Here is a 2,740-nt window from a genome sequence, read left to right on the forward strand (position 1 = left end):
GCGACGGATGACTCCGCCGTCGGCCCGTCGTGGGAACATATTCGGGTGACCATTGCAGAGCTTCCCGCCGGCGCGGCCGCCGCGGCGGATGCGTCCCTGCGGTGGCATCCTGCCGGACCGTACGATCTGCTGCAGACCTTGGGCACGCTCCGCCGCGGCCATGGCGATCCCTCGATCCGGGTCGCCGCGGAGGGCCTCTGGATGGCCTTTACGACGGCGGGCGGCCCGGCGTCGCTTTGCCTGACCGTCACCGGTCCGGCCGCCGCGCCCTGCATCGAAGCGCGCGCCTGGGGCGCGGGGGCGGCCCGTGCGGTCGAGGCCGTCCCCCGGCTGCTGGGCCGCGACGACGACTGGACAGCCTTCGACGAACCGGCTTTCCACGCCACCCTCCCGCGGATGGTGGCCGAAGCCCGGCGCCGGAACCTCGCCCTCCGGCTGCCGGCCACCGGACGGATGATCGACTCGCTGGTGCCCACGGTCCTGGAGCAGAAGGTCACCGTGATCGAGGCGCGCCGCGCCTACCGCTACCTGATGTACCGCTTCGGGACGCCGGCGCCCGGCGCCGGCACCGTGGCCCCCGCCAACCTCCTGGTCCAGCCCACGCCTGAGCAGTGGCTGCGCATTCCGTCCTGGGAATGGCATAAGGCCGGCGTGGGGCCGCAACGCGCGGCCACCATTATGCGGGCGTTGCGCTCCGCTGCCGCGCTGGAGCGTCTGGCGGCGCTGCCGGCGGCCGAGGCGGCCGCAAAGCTCCAGGTGATCCCCGGGATCGGCGTCTGGACGGCGGCCGAGGTGGTGCAGCGCACGCACGGCTGTCCGGATTCGATCGCGGTGGGCGACTACCATCTGGCGGCGTACGTCGGCGCCGCCCTGACCGGCCGGAGGACGGACGACGCCGGCATGCTTCGGTTACTGGCCCCCTGGGCCGGCCACCGGCAGCGCGTGGTCCGCATGATCGGCCTCAGCGGCTTCCGGAAACCGGTCTTCGGCCCTCGGATGACCATCCAGGACCACCGCCGGCATTGACGCCGGCGGGCCGGGACCCGGGGGACGGTCAGAGCCGGAGCCGGGCCACGGCCTCCTGCCGCATGTCCACTTTGCGGATCTTGCCGGACACGGTCATCGGGAAGCTCTCCCGGACGTCCACGTAGCGGGGGATCTTGTAGTGCGCCAGCTTGCCGCGGCAGAATTCCGCCAGGCCCGCGGCGTCCAAAGTCGCTGCTCCGGGCTTGAGGATCACACAGGCCATCAGTTCCTCGCCGTAGGTGGCGTCCGGGACCCCGATGACCTGCACGTCCTGGATGTCCGGATGGGTGTACAGGAACTCCTCGATCTCGCGCGGATAGACGTTTTCGCCGCCGCGGATCACCATGTCCTTGATCCGGCCCTCGATCACGAGGTAGCCGTCCTGGTCCATCCGGGCGAGGTCTCCGGTGTGCATCCAGCCCTCGGCGTCGATCGCCTCCGCGGTCTTGTCCGGCTGGTTCCAGTAGCCCTGCATCACGGAATAGCCGCGGGTGCACAGCTCGCCGATCTCGCCGCGCTGCAGCACCGTCCCGGTGGCCGGGTCCACCACCCTGCTCTCCAGCTGCGGCATGGTCCGGCCTACGGTCTGCGTTCGTTGCGCCAGGGTGTCCACGCCGCGGGTCATGGTGGAGACCGGCGACGTCTCCGTCATGCCGTAACAGATGGCCACGTCGCGCATGTTCATTTCTGCGATCACCCGCTTCATCACCTCGATGGGGCACAGTGAACCCGCCATCACGCCGGTGCGCAGCGTTGAGAGGTCGTAGGAGGCAAAGTCCGGCAGGGCGAGTTCGGCGATGAACATGGTCGGCACCCCGTACAGGGACGTCCCGCCGAAATCCTGCACAGCCTCCAGAGCGGCCGCCGGGGAGAACCCGCGGCCCGGAATGATGGTGGCGGCGCCGTGGCTAAGTGCCGCCAGGTTGCCGATCACCATCCCGAAGCAGTGGTAGAACGGCACCGGCAGGACCACGCGGTCATGCTCGGTGTAATCGAGCAGTTCCCCGATGGAGTAGCCGTTGTTGAGCAGGTTGTGGTGGGTGAGGGTGGCGCCCTTCGGGAAACCGGTCGTGCCGGAGGTGTACTGCAGGTTGATCGCGTCGTACGGGTTCAGTTCGGCCATCCGCGCCTTCAAACCGGCATGTGCGACGTCGTCGGCCCGCTTCAGCAGCTCAGCGTACGTCCGCTCCGCCTCGCTTTCAGGGTCGCCGGCGGTGAGGCCGGGCAGTCCGGCGTCGGGCAGGAACACGAGTTCGCGCAATTCGGGGCATTCGGCCAGGGCCTGCCGGGCCATGCCGGTGTAGTCGCTGTTCTTGTCCGACGGCGCCGCCACCAGCATCCGCATGCCGTTCTGCTTCACGACAAACTCGAGTTCGTGGCTGCGGTAGGCCGGATTGACGTTGACCAGGATGGCCCCGATCTTCGCCGTGGCATACTGCAGGATGGTCCATTCAGCGCAGTTGGGGCTCCAAATCCCGATCCGGTCCCCCTTCACGACGCCGAGGGCCAGCAGCGCGCGGGCCAGCCGGTCGACGTCGTCGTTCATCTTGGTGTAGCTCCACCGCCGGGCTTCCCCGCCCGGGACCGCCGCGGCCTCGATCAGTGCATCGTGGTAGGGAAACTGGGCGACGATCCGTTCGAAATGATCGCCGATGGTTTCCTCGATCAGCGGGACGTCAGTGTCCCCGGCTGTGTACGCAAGCATGGTGTGACG

General features: G+C 69.1%; 2 protein-coding genes. One reads left to right on the top strand and one right to left on the bottom strand.

Going from position 1 to position 2,740, the window contains the following annotated elements; translation table 11 throughout:
* The first annotated feature begins 45 nt into the window (after window positions 1-45).
* Window positions 46-1,026, top strand: a complete 981-nt coding sequence (locus AB4Y86_RS16190) for a DNA-3-methyladenine glycosylase family protein (RefSeq protein ID WP_441403201.1) — start codon at window positions 46-48, stop codon at window positions 1,024-1,026.
* Window positions 1,027-1,054: 28 nt separating this feature from the next.
* Here AB4Y86_RS16190 and AB4Y86_RS16195 read toward each other — a convergent pair whose 3' ends face one another.
* Entirely contained in the window at window positions 1,055-2,731 is a 1,677-nt protein-coding gene (locus tag AB4Y86_RS16195) for an AMP-binding protein (protein WP_441403202.1), read from the bottom strand.
* Between the last annotated feature and the right edge of the window lie 9 nt (window positions 2,732-2,740).

This window comes from Arthrobacter sp. 2YAF22_2, assembly GCF_052114645.1.
Lineage (GTDB): Bacteria > Actinomycetota > Actinomycetes > Actinomycetales > Micrococcaceae > Arthrobacter.

Coding starts and splice junctions, on each gene's coding strand:
- AB4Y86_RS16195 (WP_441403202.1), bottom strand. CDS start 2,731: ATGCTTGCGTACACAGCCGGGGACACTGACGTCCCGCTGATCGAGGAA.